Source organism: Hyphomonas sp., assembly GCF_036964145.1.
Taxonomy (GTDB): Bacteria; Pseudomonadota; Alphaproteobacteria; order Caulobacterales; family Hyphomonadaceae; genus Hyphomonas.
Window position 1 is genome coordinate 682022 of record NZ_JBALUC010000001.1, and the last position, 15043, is coordinate 697064.

Here is a 15043-nt window from a genome sequence, read left to right on the forward strand (position 1 = left end):
CGCGACGGAGGCAAGGATGCGCGAGCTTTCCACGACATGCTGCATCGCCGGGGGCGGACCGGCGGGAATGATGCTGGGCTATTTGCTGGCGCGGCAGGGCGTGGACGTGACCGTGCTGGAAAAGCATGAGGATTTCTTCCGCGATTTCCGAGGCGACACGGTACATCCCTCCACGCTGCAGGCGTTCCACGAGATGGGCCTGCTCGACGGATACCTCCAGCGCCCCTTCCAGAAGACCGAGACGCTGACTGTGCAGATCGAAGGCGAGTCCGTGATGCTCGCGGATTTTCGCCACTTGCCGGTGGCGGCGCCCTATATCGCGATGATGCCGCAATGGGAATTCCTCGACCATCTGGCCGATGCGGGCCGGGAGATGGAGACTTTCCATTTGATGATGTCCGCCAAGGCCGAGCGGTATACGGAAGAAAATGGCTGTGTGACCGGGCTGGACGTGACGACCCCCGACGGGCCGATACACATAAAGGCTGATCTGGTGGTCGGGGCGGATGGGCGCGGCTCGGATCTGCGCGCGCAGAGCGGCCTGCCGCTGAAGGAGATTGGCGCGCCGATTGACGTGTTCTGGTTCCGCCTGTCGCGATCCGCCGGGGAGGCCTCAGAATCCCTCGGGCGCGTCTCCGCAGACGGGATGCTGGTGATGATCAATCGCGGCGACTATTGGCAATGCGCGCTGCCCTTTCCGAAGGGGGCGGATGACGACATTCGCGCGCAGGGCCTGCCTGCGTTGCGCCAGCGGATTGCGCGCATGGCGCCGGAGCTTGCGGGCAGTGTCGATGAACTGGCCTCATGGGAGGATTTGAAACTGCTGACAGTTCAGGTGAACCGGCTGGATCTCTGGTGGCGGACCGGCCTGGTGTTCATCGGTGATGCGGCCCATGCCATGTCGCCAGTCGGCGGGGTAGGCGTGAACCTTGCCGTGCAGGATGCGATTGCGGCGGCGCGTATTCTCGGCACACCCTTGAGAGAGGGCACGCTGACAGACGCAGACCTGGTCGCGGTCCAGGCGCGCCGGGAATGGCCAACGAAAGTGACGCAATCGGCGCAGGTGTTTGCGCACAATATGGTGCTGGTGCCCGCCCTGACCGCCAAACAGAAAATCCGTATGCCGTTTATCCTGCGCCTGTTCAAATGGATCCCGTTCCTGCGGCGGCTGCCCGCCCGCGCGGTCGGCATGGGCGTGCGGCCAGAGTATTGGGACCGGAGTCTCGACCGGGACTAGCGGCGGCGCATGGCCTCGGCAATTTCGGGCAGGTCTTCAGCGGTCTGGTAGTATTGCGGCTCGGCGCGGGCCTCGGTCTTTTGCTCATAGGCGTAGCCGAGCGAGAGGATCGCTGCATCCTGGTCCTTGCCGCTCATGAAAGAGAGGCCGACCGGCAGGCCGCGGGCCGTGCCCATTGGGACGGTCAGATGCGGATAGCCGGCAATCGCCGCCATGTAGCCCGCGCCCGGCCAGTCCGGCCAGACATCGCCATTGACCGGATCGACACGCGGGGCGAGCGGGCCGGACGGGGCAACAAGGGCCACCACATCATGCTCCTTCAGCAGACGGTCGATGCCCTTCTCGCGTGTGGCGGACTGGATGAAGGCGACAGCTTCCTTGTAGCCGTCGGAGTCGAGGCCTTCCATCTCGTCGGATTGCTCGAAAATGTCCTGGTTGAAGAGGGCCAGTTCGGTGCCGGCATTCTCGGTATTGAAGGCGATCAGATCGGTCAGTGTGCGGGTTGAGACGGTGTCCGGCGTGCTGGCGAGATAGTCGTTCAGCGTGGCCTTGAACTCGTATTTCAGCACGGCGAAGGCCTTGCCCCAGAAGCCGTCCGGCATGTCGGCCTCCTCGATGTCGACGAGAATGGCGCCAGCCGCTTCCATCGCGGCGAGCGCGTCGTTGAAGCGGGCGCGGATGAGCGCATTATTGCCTTCGGCGCTGCGCAGGACGCCGATGCGGGCGCCGTCCAGAGAATTGGCATCGAGCGCGGCGGCGTAATCGGTCTTTGCCTCGCCGGTCGCTATCGCCGTCAGCATCATGGCGGCGCCCTTCACCGTCTTTGTCATCGGCCCGGCCGTGTCCTGCGACGAGGAAATCGGGATGATGTATTGTTGCGAGACGAGGCCGACCGTGGGCTTGAAGCCGACCACGCCATTGACCGTGGAGGGACAGGAGATCGAGCCATTGGTTTCGGTGCCGACCGCGCCTGCGGCCAGCGAGGCAGCTGCCGCTGCGCCAGAGCCGGAACTGGAGCCGCAGGGATTGCGGTCCAGCATGTGCGGATTGCGCACCTGTCCGCCAAGCGCGGACCAGCCGCTCATCGAGCTGTTGGAGCGGAAATTTGCCCATTGGCTGAGATTGGTCTTGCCAAGGATGATCGCACCTTCGGCGCGCAGCCCCGCGACGAGCGGGGAGTCGCGGCCCGTGACATTGTCCTTCAGGGCGAGCGAGCCGGCAGTGGTCGCCATGTCATCGGCGGTTTCGATATTGTCTTTCAGCAGGATGGGCAGGCCGTGCAATGCGCCGAGCGGCTCGCCGGCCTCGCGCTTTGCATCGAGTGCGCGGGCGTCCTCCAGTGCGGCCGGGTTGAGGGTCAGCACGGCCTGAAGGGTGGGGCCTGTGCGGTCGACCAGCTCAATCCGGTCGAGATAGGCCTGGGTCAGCGCTTCGGCGGTGATTTCGCCGGTTTGCAGTGCTTCAGCCAGGTCAGGCAGGGGTTTCGCGGTCCAGCCGCTGGCGGCGTAGCTGATCGGGGCTTTGGCATCCGGCATCGGCGCGTCTCCTGTCTGCGGGGAACAGGCGGCCAGCGCGAACGCCGACATGGCGGCGACGAGAATGTGTTTCATGATGGCCGGCTCCCTCAGCATGTCCGCCGCGACGCTAGCGGCAAATCTACAGGCTGGCCAGCGCAAGACGCGCACGAAATTTCGGGGGAAGGGATAAGTGGAGGCTTCTGTTGCCAGGCGCCTCCGGGCCCCGCCTAGGGGTCTGAAACCCTAGGAGTTAAGTCGGTAAATACCGGACCGCTTACGCAGCCAGGAGTTCACCTTCAGCAAAGTTGTCATTTGCAACTATGTGATATGGGCTTCTGAGGGGGCCCAATCCGGCAAAGGCATCGTCTTTACACGTCCGTCGATCCTATTTCGGCCCCGTCAGAAACAGGCCGGTGAGAGCCTGAACCTGCTTTTGGTGGAGCCGCCGGGTACCGCCCCCGGGTCCGAACCGCTTATTGCACGCGCGTTTATCGCCATAGTCCGAAGACATGACCAATATAGGGATGATTTGGGGGTTTTGGAAGGGGGGAGGTGTTCCGGCCGACCTAGCAGATCGTGTCGGCGTCGCCCTGTTCGCCGAAGCCGTCGGCGATGAGGCTGGCGAGGGCGGTGACCGCTTCGGCCGCGTCGGGGCCTTCGGCGTTCAGTTCGACTTCACAGCCCTTGTGGGCGACCAGCATCAGCAGATCCATGATCGAGCGGGCATCGGCGGTTTCGCCCTCATGCGAGACGATGACCCGGGACTCGAACTCGCCGGCTAGGCGGGAGAGGCGGGCGGCCGCGCGCGCATGCAGGCCCTTGCGGTTGACGATCATGGCGCGCTGGCTGGCGGTGAGGGTTTCGGTGTCGGGCATCAATTCGACTTCGCCAGGAGTTCAGAGGCGATATTGATATATTTCCGCCCGGCCTCAGCCGCGACCCGTGCGGCCTCTTTCAGGGACATCTCCCCGCGCACTTCGGCCAGCTTGATCAGCATCGGCAGATTGACCCCGGACAGGACTTCGACATTGCCGGCATTCATGACCGACATAGCGAGGTTCGAGGGCGTGCCGCCGAACATGTCCGTCAGGATGATGACCCCCTTGCCGGCATCGCAGGATTTGGCGGTTTCGCGGATCTGGTCGCGGCGCGCTTCGATGTCGTCCTCGACTTCGATGGAAATCGAACGAAACCGATCCTGTTCGCCCACCACATGTTCTGTGGCGGCGACCAGTTCGCGGGCAAGCTTTCCGTGGCTGACAACCACAATTCCGATCATGTGCCGGTCCCAGTGCTCAAACGTAACGAATTTGTCATGCTGCCACTGCGAACAGGAGCGTCAACCCTGATTCAGCTGCTGGGCGAATGGGAAGCGGTTCTAGTTGCCTGAAAGCCCCAGCACATCGCTCATGTCGTAGAGGCCCGGATCCTGTCTCATGGCCCATGCTGCGGCGCCCAATGCCCCGTGCGCGAACACGGCCCGGTCGATCGCCGTGTGGCTGAGCGAGAGGACCTCCATATCGGAGCCGAAGCTGACCTCATGTTCGCCGATTACCCCGCCAGAGCGGCGAACCGCGAAGCCGATACTGCCGGCGCGGCGCTTCGCATCGGGGCCGTCATAGGGCCCGGCGCGTAGCTCTGACAGCGGCTTGCCCCGGCCCGCGGCGGCGGCTTCGCCGACCATCAGCGCGGTGCCCGAGGGCGCGTCCACCTTGCGGCGATGATGCGTTTCGAGGATCTCGATATCCCAGTCCGGACCGAGCCGTTCGGCCGCCATCCGTGTGAGCGCCTGCAGCAAATTGATGCCGACCGAGAAATTCCCGGCCTTCACAATGGCGAGCGATTGGGCGGCATGGGCGATTTCGGCTTCTTCATCCTCCGAGAATCCCGTCGTGCCGATGATGGCGGCGCGGACGCTGGTATGTTTCAGCGAATCGAGCGCGGCGAGCGTGGCGGCGGGCCGGGTGAAATCGATCCACACATCCGCCTTGCTGGCAGCGGCGACGGGATCGGTGGCGGGTTTCAGGTCCAGCAGACGGCGGCCGGCCAGTTCGCCAATATCGTCGCCCAGATGCTCGGAGGAGGGGGCTTCGCTGCCGCCGGTCACGGTGAGGCCAGCGTCCAGCGCCGCGCCGACCAGCTGGCGGCCCATGCGGCCGGCGACTCCGGCAACGGCCACGCGGAGCGAATCGGAATGTGTAGGATCTGTCATGCGCGCCGTTATAGCGGGGATTTCCGGCAGGGCGAGAGGCGGCTGCGCGCGTGGAACAAATTTATGGTCATGCGCGTTCCAAGCACATGACCCCAACAAACGTCCTGTCGCGGCTCGGCCGCGTGTCCTGTGTGATCAATCCACTCTCGGGCAGCACGCCTGCGGATGCTCCGGATTTGATCCGTGAGAAATTGTCCGGCCTGCCGGACAAGGCCAGCATTCACATAGCGGGCGAGGGCGACCTGCCGCTGTTGATGGAGACGGCCCTGGCAGAGGAGCCCGACACGCTGATCGTCTGGGGTGGGGATGGTACGATTGCCTGCGCGCTGTCCCATGCCGGCTTGCTGGGCCCGGCCATCCTGCCGCTGCCAGGCGGGACCATGAACATGCTGCCGACACGGGCCCTGGGCGGGGACCATAGCTGGGACATGCTGATGGACCGCGCGCTGAAGGGCGGCCAGATCCGCCCGATGCCGTGCGGCGAGATCGTGGATGGACCGCGCTTCTTCGTGGCGGCGATGCTGGGCGACATGACGCGCTTTACCAATTCACGGGAAGCGCTGCGCGAGGGCAAGATCCTCGAAGCGGCTGAAATCATGCATGACTCGTCGGCTCTGGCGCTGCACTCCAATATTTCCTGGAGCGTGCCGGGTGGCCGCAAGCAGACCTCCACGGCGCTGACGGTGAACATCAACCCCGACACGTCCGGCAAGCTCGAAATTGCCAGCGTGGATCCGCAGGGCCTGCTGGATCTCGCGAAGATCGGACTGGAGATGATGGTGGACGGCTGGCGGAATGCCGAAGATGTCCGCCTGATCCTGGCCGATGAAGTCGAGGCGCATCATCTGGAAAAAGGCCGCATCAATGTCACGCTGGATGGCGAACTGAAGGAGATGGACACGCCCTTGCGCTTCCGCCGGATCGATTCTGCCGTGAACATCTTCGTTCCAGACATGTCCTGATGACAGTCATTGCACAGATTTCGGACATACATTTCGGCGCCGAAGACGAGAATGCCATTGCCGCCGCTGAATCCTGCATCAAGGCCACGCAGCCGGATATGCTGGTTGTCTGCGGAGACCTGACCCAACGCGGCCGGACACGGGAATTCGATGCCGCCGCCGAATGGCTGGACGGGTTCGATATCCCCAAACTCATCGTGCCCGGCAATCATGACACGCCCATGTTCAATGTGGCGGCCCGGGCGGCGGAACCCTTCAAGCGGTTCAAGCGCCGGTTCGGCCAGTATTTCGGGGTGGCGGAAACGGGCAATGCGATTGCGGTCGGCCTGAACACGGCGCGCGGCTGGCAGGCCCGGCGCAACTGGGCCGAAGGCTCGGTAAATCTGGACGATCTGGATGATGTCCTCATTCGCGCCGCCGCCTCCGAGGCCGATGTGAAGCTGATTGCCTGTCACCATCCCTTTCATTCGCTGCCGGGCGCGCCGCTGCGCACGCGAACCCGCCGGGGGCGCCGCGCCGCCGACAAGGTGGCCGCAAGCCATGTGCAGATGGTGCTGACTGGCCATGTCCACACGCCATCGGTCGGGCTGCGCCAAAGGGCCAATGGCTGCTATCTCGCGGTTTCGTCGGGCACGCTGTCGGTGCGCCTGCGGGCCGAGCCGCCCTCATTCAACCTCATCCGGCTGGAAGAGGGGGAATTGAGGATAGATCGCTGCGACGTCCACGCAGACGGGCCGACGCTTTCCCGCATGGGCGCGTTTGACGCCAATCTCGAACCCTGTTCCTGATCCGCAGTTGCGGGCATGCTCTACCCTTGAAGATGCTGCTGCGTGCCCGCCTCGAAAGCGGGCTGCAATTGCGCGCGGATACGGTCCACCAGCAGATGAACTTTTGGCTGCAAATGCCGGGCCTGGGGGTAGACTGCCCAGATCGGTTCCGGTTCGGGCCGGTACTCCCGTAACACTTCCACCAGGCGGCCATCTTCGAGATACGGCGCGACATAGAAGAGCGGCAATTGGCCAATGCCCTTTCCCGCGAGCAGTCCGTCCAGCACGGACGCGCCTGAATTGGATCGCCAATTCCCCCGTGGACGGAGGGTCTCATGGCGCCCGCCCTGACGAAACCGCCATGTGCTGGAAGAGCCGATCAGGCAATTGTGCGCTTTCAGATCATCGAGGCGTTCTGGCGTGCAGTGCGAGTCCAGATAGGCCGGGGATGCGCAGACCAGGAATTGCCGGCTGGCGACCCGGGAACTGATCAGGCGGGAGTCTTCCAGCATGCCGGTGCGGATCGCGAGATCAATGCCCTCGGCGATCAGGTCGACCAGCCGGTTGGACAGGTCGAGCGTGATTTCCACTTTCGGATAATCCTGACTGAACTCGCGCACGATGGGCGAGATGTAGCGTTCGCCCAAAGAGGTGGGGCAGGTAATCTTGATTTCGCCCTGGGGCTCGTTGTTTCCGCCCACCACGGCATAGAGCTCGTCGCGCGACTCGATGAGCTGCTGGCAATGGCTGAGCACCGTGCGGCCCGTATCTGTCAGCGAGACCTTGCGGGTCGTCCGGTAGAACAGGGGCGCGCCGATGGCGTTTTCCAGTCTGGTAACGGCGCGGCTCACATGCGAGGTTGAGACATTCAACATTTGAGCTGCCGGTTTGAAGCCCATGCATGTCGCCACCGCTACGAACTCTTCGATCCCGTCCCAATCCGTCTGCATTATCCCGGTCCTGCAACAATGTATTGCAAATTACCTACTTTATCGCTCTGAGCGCAAGAGTAGTATGGCACTCAAACAATATGGAGCCCCCTCATGAAGACTCGCGCCGCTGTCGCCTTTGAAGCCAAGAAACCGCTGGAAATCGTTGAACTGGACCTGGAAGGCCCGAAGGCCGGGGAAGTGCTGGTCGAGATCATGGCGACCGGCATCTGCCATACCGATGCCTATACGCTGGACGGGCTGGACAGTGAGGGCCTGTTCCCGAGCGTGCTGGGCCATGAGGGCGCGGGCATTGTGCGCGAAGTCGGCGCCGGCGTGACCAGTGTTCAGCCGGGCGATCATGTGATCCCGCTCTACACGCCGGAATGCCGCCAGTGCAAAAGCTGTCTCTCTGGCAAGACCAATCTCTGCACCGCGATCCGCGCGACACAGGGCAAGGGCCTGATGCCGGACGGCACGAGCCGGTTCAGCTACAAGGGCAAGACCATCTACCATTATATGGGCTGTTCGACCTTCTCGAACTTCACCGTCCTGCCGGAAATCGCGGTCGCGAAAATCCGCACCGACGCGCCCTTCGACAAGGCCTGCTATGTCGGCTGCGGTGTGACGACGGGCGTGGGCGCGGTGACCAATACGGCCAAGGTTCAGGTCGGTGACAATGTCGTCGTGTTCGGCCTTGGCGGCATCGGCCTCAACGTGCTACAGGGCGCGAAGATGGTGGGCGCCGACAAGATCATCGGCGTCGACATCAACAACTCCAAGAAGGAATGGGGCGAGAAATTCGGGATGACGCATTTCGTCAATCCGAAGGAGACCCAGGATGTGGTCGCGCATCTCGTCGAGCTGACCGATGGCGGCGCGGACTATTCCTTTGACTGTACCGGCAACACGGATGTGATGCGCCAGGCACTGGAATGCTGCCATCGCGGCTGGGGCACCTCGATCATCATCGGCGTCGCCGAGGCTGGCAAGGAAATCAGCACACGTCCGTTCCAGCTGGTGACCGGACGCAACTGGCGCGGTACGGCTTTCGGCGGCGCCAAGGGGCGCACGGATGTGCCGAAGATTGTCGACTGGTACATGAACGGCAAGATCCAGATCGACCCGATGATCACCCACGTCATGAAGCTCGACAAGATCAATGACGCGTTCGACCTGATGCATGCCGGCGAGAGTATCCGGAGCGTGGTGGTTTACGACTAAAGCGGACACGTTCAGAGTGACTGGGGAGGAACGTCCAATGACCACCGTACAACGCAATCTCGATATCTACCGCACGCGCCTGATCACTCTGCAGAATATTCTTGGCCGGGCCGAGGCGGAGCTGTTTCCGGATGATCCGGAGAAGACAGCCCTGCTGACGGCGCGGCTGGCACCGGACATGCTGCCGCTGCCGAACCAGGTGTGGTTCACCTGTCGTCAGGCGGAATTGCTTCTGGGCAAGTTGAACAGCGTGCCCGTGAAGGAGTTCGGCGTCGAGCAGGCAAGTTTCGCGGATCTGCGGGCGCTTGTGGCAGAAACTATCGCGCGGCTCGAAGCTCAGGGTGAACCGGATGAGGCCTTCGCCGAAGCCGAGACTCATCTCGAAATTCCCGGCTTTCCCAAACTTCCGATCTCCGGTCAGAATTATATTGACGAGTGGCTGACACCGAATTTCTATTTCCACCTCGTCACAGCCTACGACATCCTCAGAGCGAACGGACTGGCACTCGGTAAGGTCGACTATATGAGCCATCTCGTCCCGATGCTGGCGGGTGCTGCGAGAAGCTGATCACAATAGGTCAGGCTGACGCAACGGGAAGCTGGAATCCTGCTGGTGCTGTCACTGCTGTTGGGGCACAACTCCCCTATCAAACAGGAGGAAACATATGTTCAGTCACGTCATGGTTGGCACGAACGATCTTGAGAAATCGAAAAAATTCTACGACGCGCTCTTCAAGTCGCTGGGCGGCCGGGAGGCGATTACCGATCCGAAGGGGCGGCTGATCTATCTCCATAATGGCGGGACGTTCCTTGTCACGCCGCCGATTGATGGCGAGCCGGCCTGCCATGCCAATGGCGGCACAATCGGCTTTGCGGTCGACAGCACTGAACAGGCCGATGCCTGGCACAAGGCCGGAATCGAAGCAGGCGGCAAGGCCATCGAAGACCCGCCGGGCTGGCGCGAAGGGGGCGGCATGAAGCTCTATCTTGCCTATCTGCGCGATCCGGACGGGAACAAGATCTGCACCATGTTGCGCGGCTAAATCCGCCAATCTGATAGACCTTCAGGGGCGGCGCGCTTTGCGTCGCCTTTTTTGTTGGTTTTACAGACGGGAAATTCGATGTGCGGGGTCGATTTCTGTCTCAAAGCGGGTAATGCTCGTGCTCATGACCGAGTTTACCCACTACACGCTGATCGCCGATGGGCATGTGTTCGAGCCGAACGCGGAATACGCCACCGATATCGGCCCCTGCATCATGGGCATGAAGGTCTGGGCCGCCGATGCGGACCAGGCCGCCGACATGATCGTCGTGATCGGCAAGCGGCTCGGCTTCAAGGCCGATGGCGAATTGCAGGTCTTCGTGACCGAGGGCGAAGTGCCAGCGGAAGACCAGCCCTTCGGCTATGATGTTCAGTTCACGACCTATGCCGACATCGAAGATGATGACGATGGGATGGAAGACGACAGTCCGAAATGGATTCATTGAGACAGGGGAAGATCATGACCAGGACATACGCTGTTGCGGCGGGGGCCGTCGCCATGTGCCTGAGTGGCTGCATCGCGATGGATGTTCAGGACGTCCAGATGACCGCGTCGCCTGAAGTCACCCATTATGCCGGGGTCACGAAGGCGGGCACCGATCTGCCCTTTTCCAAGGCAGTCAGGGTTGGCGACAGGATCTATCTCTCTGGTGAACTGGGCATTGATCCGGAAACGAATGAATTGGCACCGGGCGGCGCCGGCCCGGAAACCAGCATGATCTTCAGGAACATCACTCGCACGCTGGCGGAATTCGATGCGGATTTGTCGGACGTGGTGAAGTGTTCTGTCTTTCTCGGAGACATGGCCAGCTATGGCGAGATGAACGCCGCCTATGATGCCGCGCTGCCGGATCCGAAACCGGCACGTTCGACCCTGGGCGCCAATGGGTTGGCCCTCGGCGCAGCGGTCGAGATCGAGTGCTTCGCGGTTGCGCCCTGAGCGTAGTCAGGCCAGGGCGAGGCGGTAATCGGCGCGCACCAGACGGGCGGGCAGGCTGAAATCCTTCAGCGCGCTGCCGCGCACACGTTCCAGCAGATCATCGGCGCGGGCGAGCGCATCGCCCTCCAGGGCTTCATAGGCGTCCAGCGCGGCCTGTAGCCGCCAGAGCGGGAAGGTGCGCGCCGCCGCCGGGCCTTGCGTGTCCTCGATGTCGATTTCGATCTGGCCCACAGCGCGCGGCACATGCGTGCCGGGGGAGGCGGTCTCGGCCCAGTTCGCGAAGAGCTGCGCGGTCTGGTGCAGGGCCGGGAATTGCTCGCGCATCTGGCGGGCGAGAATAGGCACCAGCGTGACCGGGATTTCGTCGCCTGCGAGCAACTCGCCCTGCGGCGGCGAGCCGGCCTTCACGCGCTCGACCCATTCGGCGACTTTCGGCGCATAGCGCCGCATCAAATCGCCCGAGGCGGGGTCGCGATAGAGATGGGCATAGAGCGGGCCGTACAGGGCGAAATCGGCCAGCGTGGCGCGACCGCCCAGCGCATAGGGATGTACTTCCAAATGGGTCGAGAATTCCCGCAAGAACGCTTCATAGCTGCGCTCGATCGCCGGCGCAGTGGTCGGGGAAACGCCAAGCGGCGGCAACGCGCCCTTGAAGCGTTCTCCATTGCGCTTGCCGATGTCATATTGTTCCGGCGCCGGGCGGTCCGGCGCAGAGATCGCGCCAAACTCCTGATAGGCCCAGTCTTCATTATAGTTCCAGCGATAGTGCATTGCCGGCAGGACGAGCCACTCATCTGCATAGAGCTGCAGCAGCTGCGCGACGAAGGCCTGAACCGGCGTGTCCGGAATTGCAGGAGGGGAGAGCCCTTCCGCCACCTCGACATGGGCGATGATGTCGGCGGTATCCTGCACGATCTCGCCGCTTGGCGTCTTCATCACCGGAATGACCGGCCAGCCAACCGAGGGCAGGATGATGTCACGGTAGACCTGCTGCGTCGCCAGCTCCTCGACATAGTCCACGCCGCGCCAGTCGAGATAGGCGCGCGCCTTGCCGGTGAAATAGCTGACTTCAGCGCCGTAGAGTGTGTAGCCTGGCATGATACGGTTTTCGTTCCTGTGTAGTCGATGTTGTGCAGTCTGCTGAAGGAAGGTCACGCCTAGTCGCTGAAGCACCTTTGACGCGTGCCATATTTCGTCTCTTCAACATTGTAGCAGCGCAATTCGGACTGCTTCTGATAGGGCGGCTTCCAGTTCAGCAGCTCGTCATAGGCGGCGTCGATTTCGGCACGGCGCGCGGCTTCCCGGCGATTGGCGGCGTCCCACTCGGCCTGTTGCCGGGCTTTCTCACGCATCACCTGATTGTAGTGACGTTCCCAGGTCTTGCGGGCCAGTGGCAGCACATCCGGCGGGATCGCCGCGCACAAGGCTTTGTCAGGGGCGCCCCAACGGTCGAAGACTCTGGCGAGACCGACGAAATCCTCTTCAGCCTGACTGAACTTGCTCCAGTCATGGGCAATGTTGCGCGAATACCAGATCGCCGCCTGGCAATTGCCGCCCTGAACATAGGTTTCGGCGAAGGTCTGGTCGCGCCACATCCAGCGTTCAACAAAGGCCTTCCAGTCAGTCTCGTTCCAGATGTTCGGCTTGTTGTTCCGGAATTCCTCCTCGGCCCCATAGGCCTCGAACAGTTTCGGGTCCTGCTTCGCGACCCAGTCGCCCAGCTCCTGCGGCATGGCCGGGCATGCCTGTCCGGCGGCTTGTGTCTTCTCGAATTGCAGGGCCCAGCTGATGCCGCTGTCCGGCACCGGATCGACGATGAAACTCATCTTGTCCCGATTGATACCGCCAAAGACGTAGGAATAGGCGATCTGGCAACCATCGAGCGTGCCGAAACGCTGATAATCGTTGCGGGCCAGAAGGCGCTTGCGCTTGGACTTTCGCAGATATTCGTCCTCGCGGGCCTGCTTCTCGGCGGCAGCCTGCGCCGCTGCAGCAGCCTCTGCTTCCCGTGCCGCGATCTGCACGGGATCTTCAAGGGCGGCATAATTGTTGTCGTCATAATACTGCATGAAGGTGGGTATCAGCTCGATGGGTGCAACGCCGCATCGCGTCGCCCCTTCATCAGGCTTGTTGCGCACCTGATTGATCAGGTAGTAGGCGAGCATGCCCCATTCCCTGTATCTGGCGATCTGGGCGTCGGTCATCGGCGGCGCCTCGCTGCGGTAATTTTCTCCGCGGTAAAACATCGTCTGTCCGGCGCGAAAACAGATATCGATCGGCAGGTCCGTTTCGGTCAGCTCGACCTCATCGAGATAGATGCCCTCGCCGGCGGAACCGAAACAATCGCCGACGACCGCCATCGCGTTGCGCACGGCGCTCGCCGGCGGCGGGTTCTTGAAATAGGCCGTGGAGACGCCATTTTCCGGCACGTCGAACTGGCTGAGCTCATTCGCGATATTATAATTCAGCGGCAGTCCACATTCGCGCTCACCATTGAAGCACGCCGCAAAACTCTTGCGGGACACGTATTCCATTTCGTTAAGGAACTGGTCGCCGGTGACATGCCACTTCAGGATTATCGTCGCCATCGAATTATCCGGGATGAACCAGTATTTCGTCCCATCACTTCGATAAGTTGTATTGTAAAAATTCTCGGAAATCATGCATTGCTTGTTCTGCTCATAGGGCGTCCAGTCCCGCTGAACGGTCTGTGCCTGTGCACTCGCGGCAAACGCCGTCACAACCCCCAAAAGAGTCAGCAAAATCCGGATCATACTTGTCCCCTTAAGCGTGCATGTCTTGTGCGGCCGTATCCCCGGTGTTTTCGGAATCAAGACCGGTGCGACCTGTGATGATGGTTTCCTTGTACCAGAGGCGAAGTCGAAGGGAATCCCAAGTTTCGCGGTTTCAGCGAGTTGAGCCTGTTTTTTTCCGATTGTCTTCGTTTTACTTGGCGGGGTCTTTGCGCCACTATCGCCAACATGCGTGGAGTGGCGTATTCGAGGCCCAAAAGGGTGCTGAACCTCGAGGGGCGGCGGCCACCAAAGCAAAACCGAAAAGGATCATGGCGTGCAACCAATTGAAGTTTCTTCGTGGCAATCCTTTGGCGGCACGCTGTCTGTCCATGATCATGAAAGCGCCTTGCAGAACTGCACGATGCGGTTTGCGGTCTACACCCCCTCGCAGGCGAACCCCGAGAAGGTGCCCGTGCTGTGGTATTTGTCGGGCCTGACCTGTACCTGGGCCAATGTGATGGAGAAGTCCGGGTTGCAGCGTGCGGCCTCCAAGCATGGCATCATGATCATCGCGCCGGACACCAGCCCGCGCGGCGAGCATGTGCCGGATGATGAGGCCTATGATCTGGGGCAGGGCGCAGGATTTTACCTGACGGCGACGCAGGAGCCGTGGGCGAAGCACTACAAGATGGACGAGTACATCACCGAGGAACTGCCGAAGGTGATCGCGGAGAATTTCCCTTATGCGGATATGAGCCGGCAGGGGATCTTCGGCCACTCTATGGGCGGTCATGGCGCGATCACGCTGCACCTGAAACATCCGGATGTTTACAAATCCTGCTCAGCGTTCAGTCCGATCACCAGCCCGGCGCAGGTGCCATGGGGCCAGAAGGCATTCGGCGCCTATCTCGGCGCGCCTTCGGTTGCATGGGAGCAGTATGACGCGACTGAGCTTGTCAAGGAACGTCAGACAAAGGCGACAATCCTGGTTGATACGGGTACGGCAGATACTTTCCTTGAGCGGGAACTAAAGCCCGAGATCTTTACCGAAGCCTGCGCAAAGCATGGCCAGCGGCTGGATTACAATCTACGCGATGGGTATGGCCACGACTATTACTTCATCGCGACCTATATGGACGAGCATATCGCCCACCATGCGCGCGCGCTGGGGGCCTAGGTGCCGTACAGCATCTCTGGTTAAACGTGTTCAGCTTCCAGGAAGGAAATCAGGCCGTCCAGATCCTCGCGAACCAAAAGGCTGGATATTTCGCTGTCGCCACCAAATTCCAGCCACGTGCCGGCTTCGTCGTGGGGACGAAGCATGCGCACATGCTCAATGTTCACCACGCGCACTTTGTCATTGTTTTTCTGGTGCAGGACTAAGAATTCAGCCATGGGATTTCACGCTCCGATTTATTCAGCCTGCGTGTAACACCAGATCAAGTATCTGCAAGTGACACCGCTTGCCCACGCGCTGG

General features: G+C 61.7%; 17 protein-coding genes and 1 other RNA gene. 9 read left to right on the plus strand and 9 right to left on the minus strand.

From position 1 onward, the window contains the following. The first annotated feature begins 16 nt into the window (after positions 1 to 16). The gene (locus tag V7660_RS03385; protein ID WP_335601716.1) at positions 17 to 1237 is read left to right on the plus strand and encodes an FAD-dependent oxidoreductase; all 1221 of its coding nucleotides are present in this window, start codon (positions 17 to 19) and stop codon (positions 1235 to 1237) included. On the opposite strand, the gene V7660_RS03390 is transcribed toward V7660_RS03385, so the two are convergent. The 5 genes from V7660_RS03390 to dapB form a co-directional block, all read right to left on the minus strand. Continuing rightward, complete coding sequence (locus tag V7660_RS03390) at positions 1234 to 2847, minus strand: amidase (RefSeq protein ID WP_335601717.1); 1614 nt, start codon at positions 2845 to 2847, stop codon at positions 1234 to 1236. The two genes, V7660_RS03385 and V7660_RS03390, sit on opposite strands and share 4 nt — an antisense overlap. Before the next feature lie 96 nt (positions 2848 to 2943). Continuing rightward, positions 2944 to 3302: a transfer-messenger RNA gene (ssrA, locus tag V7660_RS03395) on the minus strand. Positions 3303 to 3320: 18 nt separating this feature from the next. Then, the gene (locus V7660_RS03400; RefSeq protein WP_335601718.1) at positions 3321 to 3629 is read right to left on the minus strand and encodes an HPr family phosphocarrier protein; all 309 of its coding nucleotides are present in this window, start codon (positions 3627 to 3629) and stop codon (positions 3321 to 3323) included. Further along, positions 3629 to 4033, minus strand: a complete 405-nt coding sequence (locus tag V7660_RS03405; RefSeq protein WP_335601719.1) for a PTS sugar transporter subunit IIA — start codon at positions 4031 to 4033, stop codon at positions 3629 to 3631. Before V7660_RS03405 ends, V7660_RS03400 begins: the two co-directional genes overlap by 1 nt. A 99-nt stretch (positions 4034 to 4132) precedes the next feature. Further along, positions 4133 to 4966, minus strand: a complete 834-nt coding sequence (dapB, locus tag V7660_RS03410; protein WP_335601720.1) for a 4-hydroxy-tetrahydrodipicolinate reductase — start codon at positions 4964 to 4966, stop codon at positions 4133 to 4135. An 86-nt stretch (positions 4967 to 5052) separates the two neighbouring features. On the opposite strand from dapB, the gene V7660_RS03415 reads away from it, so the two are divergent. Further along, the gene (locus V7660_RS03415) at positions 5053 to 5928 is read left to right on the plus strand and encodes a diacylglycerol/lipid kinase family protein (RefSeq protein ID WP_335601721.1); all 876 of its coding nucleotides are present in this window, start codon (positions 5053 to 5055) and stop codon (positions 5926 to 5928) included. Continuing rightward, a complete protein-coding gene (locus V7660_RS03420; RefSeq protein ID WP_335601722.1) occupies positions 5928 to 6716 on the plus strand; it encodes a metallophosphoesterase family protein in 789 nt (262 codons plus the stop codon). The genes V7660_RS03415 and V7660_RS03420 overlap by 1 nt, the downstream gene beginning before the upstream one ends. A 20-nt stretch (positions 6717 to 6736) precedes the next feature. Here V7660_RS03420 and V7660_RS03425 read toward each other — a convergent pair whose 3' ends face one another. Further along, positions 6737 to 7645: a LysR family transcriptional regulator gene (locus V7660_RS03425; protein ID WP_335601723.1), complete on the minus strand. Its 909-nt coding sequence runs from the start codon at positions 7643 to 7645 to the stop codon at positions 6737 to 6739. A gap of 93 nt (positions 7646 to 7738) precedes the next feature. Here V7660_RS03425 and V7660_RS03430 point away from each other — a divergent pair, with 93 nt between their 5' ends. From V7660_RS03430 to V7660_RS03450, 5 genes are all read left to right on the plus strand, one after another. After that, complete coding sequence (locus tag V7660_RS03430) at positions 7739 to 8848, plus strand: S-(hydroxymethyl)glutathione dehydrogenase/class III alcohol dehydrogenase (RefSeq protein ID WP_335601724.1); 1110 nt, start codon at positions 7739 to 7741, stop codon at positions 8846 to 8848. A gap of 37 nt (positions 8849 to 8885) precedes the next feature. Beyond that, positions 8886 to 9416: a DUF1993 domain-containing protein gene (locus V7660_RS03435; protein ID WP_335601725.1), complete on the plus strand. Its 531-nt coding sequence runs from the start codon at positions 8886 to 8888 to the stop codon at positions 9414 to 9416. 97 nt (positions 9417 to 9513) lie between these two features. Continuing rightward, positions 9514 to 9891, plus strand: a complete 378-nt coding sequence (locus V7660_RS03440) for a VOC family protein (RefSeq protein ID WP_335601726.1) — start codon at positions 9514 to 9516, stop codon at positions 9889 to 9891. Between the two features lie 124 nt (positions 9892 to 10015). Further along, positions 10016 to 10336: a hypothetical protein gene (locus tag V7660_RS03445; RefSeq protein ID WP_272983377.1), complete on the plus strand. Its 321-nt coding sequence runs from the start codon at positions 10016 to 10018 to the stop codon at positions 10334 to 10336. A gap of 14 nt (positions 10337 to 10350) precedes the next feature. Beyond that, the gene (locus V7660_RS03450) at positions 10351 to 10830 is read left to right on the plus strand and encodes a RidA family protein (protein WP_335601727.1); all 480 of its coding nucleotides are present in this window, start codon (positions 10351 to 10353) and stop codon (positions 10828 to 10830) included. Positions 10831 to 10836: 6 nt separating this feature from the next. On the opposite strand, the gene V7660_RS03455 is transcribed toward V7660_RS03450, so the two are convergent. Together V7660_RS03455 and V7660_RS03460 are read right to left on the minus strand one after the other, a co-directional pair. Then, a complete protein-coding gene (locus V7660_RS03455; RefSeq protein ID WP_335601728.1) occupies positions 10837 to 11928 on the minus strand; it encodes a glutathione S-transferase family protein in 1092 nt (363 codons plus the stop codon). A gap of 59 nt (positions 11929 to 11987) precedes the next feature. Continuing rightward, positions 11988 to 13604 (minus strand): hypothetical protein, encoded by a 1617-nt coding sequence (locus V7660_RS03460; protein WP_290495853.1) that lies wholly within the window; start codon positions 13602 to 13604, stop codon positions 11988 to 11990. 295 nt (positions 13605 to 13899) lie between these two features. Between V7660_RS03460 and fghA the strand changes: the two genes are divergently transcribed. Continuing rightward, entirely contained in the window at positions 13900 to 14742 is an 843-nt protein-coding gene (fghA, locus tag V7660_RS03465; protein ID WP_335601729.1) for an S-formylglutathione hydrolase, read from the plus strand. A gap of 20 nt (positions 14743 to 14762) precedes the next feature. Here fghA and V7660_RS03470 read toward each other — a convergent pair whose 3' ends face one another. Continuing rightward, complete coding sequence (locus V7660_RS03470) at positions 14763 to 14960, minus strand: hypothetical protein (protein WP_335601730.1); 198 nt, start codon at positions 14958 to 14960, stop codon at positions 14763 to 14765. Positions 14961 to 15043: the final 83 nt, after the last annotated feature.

What these genes read in the sequence shown, in the direction of transcription:
- V7660_RS03450 (WP_335601727.1), top strand. Translation starts at nt 10,351, where the DNA reads ATGACCAGGACATACGCTGTTGCGGCGGGGGCCGTCGCCATGTGCCTG.
- V7660_RS03385 (WP_335601716.1), top strand. Translation starts at nt 17, where the DNA reads ATGCGCGAGCTTTCCACGACATGCTGCATCGCCGGGGGCGGACCGGCG.
- V7660_RS03470 (WP_335601730.1), bottom strand. Translation starts at nt 14,960, where the DNA reads ATGGCTGAATTCTTAGTCCTGCACCAGAAAAACAATGACAAAGTGCGC.
- V7660_RS03415 (WP_335601721.1), top strand. Translation starts at nt 5,053, where the DNA reads ATGACCCCAACAAACGTCCTGTCGCGGCTCGGCCGCGTGTCCTGTGTG.
- V7660_RS03405 (WP_335601719.1), bottom strand. Translation starts at nt 4,033, where the DNA reads ATGATCGGAATTGTGGTTGTCAGCCACGGAAAGCTTGCCCGCGAACTG.
- V7660_RS03420 (WP_335601722.1), top strand. Translation starts at nt 5,928, where the DNA reads ATGACAGTCATTGCACAGATTTCGGACATACATTTCGGCGCCGAAGAC.
- V7660_RS03425 (WP_335601723.1), bottom strand. Translation starts at nt 7,645, where the DNA reads ATGCAGACGGATTGGGACGGGATCGAAGAGTTCGTAGCGGTGGCGACA.
- V7660_RS03435 (WP_335601725.1), top strand. Translation starts at nt 8,886, where the DNA reads ATGACCACCGTACAACGCAATCTCGATATCTACCGCACGCGCCTGATC.
- dapB (WP_335601720.1), bottom strand. Translation starts at nt 4,966, where the DNA reads ATGACAGATCCTACACATTCCGATTCGCTCCGCGTGGCCGTTGCCGGA.
- V7660_RS03445 (WP_272983377.1), top strand. Translation starts at nt 10,016, where the DNA reads ATGACCGAGTTTACCCACTACACGCTGATCGCCGATGGGCATGTGTTC.
- V7660_RS03440 (WP_335601726.1), top strand. Translation starts at nt 9,514, where the DNA reads ATGTTCAGTCACGTCATGGTTGGCACGAACGATCTTGAGAAATCGAAA.
- V7660_RS03430 (WP_335601724.1), top strand. Translation starts at nt 7,739, where the DNA reads ATGAAGACTCGCGCCGCTGTCGCCTTTGAAGCCAAGAAACCGCTGGAA.
- V7660_RS03390 (WP_335601717.1), bottom strand. Translation starts at nt 2,847, where the DNA reads ATGAAACACATTCTCGTCGCCGCCATGTCGGCGTTCGCGCTGGCCGCC.
- V7660_RS03455 (WP_335601728.1), bottom strand. Translation starts at nt 11,928, where the DNA reads ATGCCAGGCTACACACTCTACGGCGCTGAAGTCAGCTATTTCACCGGC.
- V7660_RS03400 (WP_335601718.1), bottom strand. Translation starts at nt 3,629, where the DNA reads ATGCCCGACACCGAAACCCTCACCGCCAGCCAGCGCGCCATGATCGTC.
- V7660_RS03460 (WP_290495853.1), bottom strand. Translation starts at nt 13,604, where the DNA reads ATGATCCGGATTTTGCTGACTCTTTTGGGGGTTGTGACGGCGTTTGCC.